The sequence below is a fragment of the Bacillus sp. Xin1 genome (assembly GCF_013314535.1).
GTDB lineage: Bacteria > Bacillota > Bacilli > Bacillales > Bacillaceae_G > Bacillus_A.
This window is the reverse complement of record NZ_JABUAE010000115.1, coordinates 1-2,462: the sequence shown is the minus strand read 5'-3', so window position 1 is coordinate 2,462 and position 2,462 is coordinate 1. Positions and strand designations below refer to the sequence as shown.

Annotated in this window: 1 protein-coding gene and 1 pseudogene; both read right to left on the bottom strand. The window is 34.3% G+C overall.

Annotated elements, in window-relative coordinates; translation table 11 throughout:
• Positions 1-293, bottom strand: a pseudogene (locus tag HRG09_RS27910) (DDE-type integrase/transposase/recombinase); the annotation flags it as partial.
• 38 nt (positions 294-331) lie between these two features.
• Complete coding sequence (locus tag HRG09_RS27905) at positions 332-2,113, bottom strand: M60 family metallopeptidase (protein WP_174104044.1); 1,782 nt, start codon at positions 2,111-2,113, stop codon at positions 332-334.
• Positions 2,114-2,462 lie beyond the last annotated feature (349 nt).

Genomic DNA, 2,462 nt, shown 5'->3' with positions numbered 1-2,462 from the left:
CTGGTAGTTTGATAAAATCCTTGTTTTCTTAATTTGTTAAATGCGCAAAGTAATGCCAGCGCTTTGTCTGTAGTGAGAACCGTAGGTTCTCCAAAATGTTTTACTAACCTTTTCATGAAGGCATAGGCAGCCTGATAATCCCGTTTTTTACGAAGTTGAATATCCAATGTGTGTCCATCTTTATTAATTGCACGATAGAGATAACGCCATTCCCCTTTAACTTTGATATAAGTCTCATCCAAATGCCAAGATAAGCGTGCAGATTTATTTTTCACTTTCCAAATTTGATAAATCTTTGCAACAGAACCTGCTCATTCATACGTGCAAACTATCAATATCCGAAGATATCTACTTCAGCTGTTGAAGCATATCCATTTTTTCCGTTCGTTACTTCTATTTTTACATATTTCGCAGAAACAGGTTCGAGTATTGCAAATTCTTTTCCTCCAGTACTTTTCCATGTTCCAGACGATACCTTTTGATAGTTAGAGCCATCCATGCTTGTATAAATATTGTATCCTAAAATACGACCATTCTCTGACCAATCTTGTCTTGGAAGACATGATATTAGGGTAATAGTTTGTGTTTTGCCGAGGTCTAGCGTTAAATTGTATGGATATTGATTCGGTGTACTCCATTGACTATGCCAAATTGTATTTGGATTGTCATCAATTGCGTTACTTGCTGGATCATGCCATGATTCCTCACTATTTGCACTTGCCTTCATTATTTTTTTAGACAATACAGCAAGTGGTTTAACAGGTTTAGCATCCGTCGCTTCCCATATAGGTGCAACTAATGTTGGATTATTTAAACCTTCTACTTTTTGTCTTGTTTCTTGGGTGGCTTTCAATCCCCATTTATCAAAAAACGGAAGTAAATTTTGTTTTGCTACCTTCGATGTATTGTAAATAAATGCTTGTATTTTATCTTCGTCCGTTTTTGGAAGTTGATTCTCTGGTAACTCTCGATATAGTTTGTGAAGATTTGGATAAAAGTCATCGCCATATGCTAAATTAAGCTGCCAAATCATAACAAGTTTCACAAACAGGTCGTTAATATTTTTATATTCTTTATTCGTTTGTTTTAAATATGCAAAGGCTCTATTATAATCTCCCTCTGTTTCTAAACGTGTTGGTTGATTTGGGAATAATTTCTTTTGTGCAGCTAAAGAATATAGATTAACAGTTACTTCACCCATACCTCTTAAGTCATTCCACGTCCATGGGTATTGTTGTCTTGCATGTCCTGCTTCATGCATTTGTCCCCATCCAAAATCATTTACATTTAAAGTACTTTTGATTGCTTCACCAGCAGTAGTAAATACGGCTCCATCCCAACTTGCATACATACCCCAACTTTTTGCGTTAGGGTTTTCTACAAATGCCCAAATGCGCCGAGTTGAGCGATGTAACGGATTAGGATTTGTTTCAGATAATCCCGATATCCTATCTTGCGCTCGAATCATTTCATCATATTTTTTTAATAGAGGCACAGGATCCTGATTCACAATATATTTATTGGCACTATCACGAGTAACAGTAAGTACTGCTCGTTCTGATTTCAATTGTACGGCATGTGCAGCTGGATATTTATTCATCATGGCAATCCAGTCTTCTTTCGTATGCTTCCCTAATTCAAAGAATGGAACAGGACTACCGCCTTGTGTTACTTTCACCTTAACTGTCCCTGTATCTTGATAGTTATCAAATCCTAATACGCCGCCGTTTGGAGAAGAGATAGTATTAGAACCAGGAGAAAGATCAATTTCTTTTCCCCATTCTTTATCATATTGATGTGTCCCAATAATCGCTCTAATCTTTTGCGTTCCCGATACTTCAATTGTAACCTGTTCATTTGGTTTTACATAGATTCCTGTTGGCATATAATTTTTTTGCTCATTTCTTCTTTCCCTTTTTGCTTCACCCCAAAAACTACCTGTACCTGGAAGATCGAACTCCCTCTGTTCATATTGCGTTGCAGTTTGTGCAGTTTCAGCATAAACATTCAAACTATTTATAGCGATAGGTGTAAATAATGTTGTTGTCAAAATAGCAGAGGTTATAAATACTTTCTTTGTTTTTTGTAATCTACCATTCTTTCTTCTATTCATATAAATCATTCCTTTCATTCAGATCCGTTCTAACATTCATACGAAATATTAATTTTCTCACTAATTTCACAAGTAGATTTATTAAATGAATACTTATTTAGAGAAATATTGATTATATTTTTTAATGAATACGATAAAAAGCATATACCAGGTCTTTTCTTAATTCATCTAGAGATACATATTACCTTCTTAAGTCATACACAAATCACTCCTTTAAGTAGGAATATAAGATAAATGTCTTATCTCAAAATCCTTCAATTAATGTTGGACTTCCATATTAAGTATAATTCGAAGATAAATTTATAAAATTGAGAAAAATAAATATGTTAATTATGAACATTCATATTCA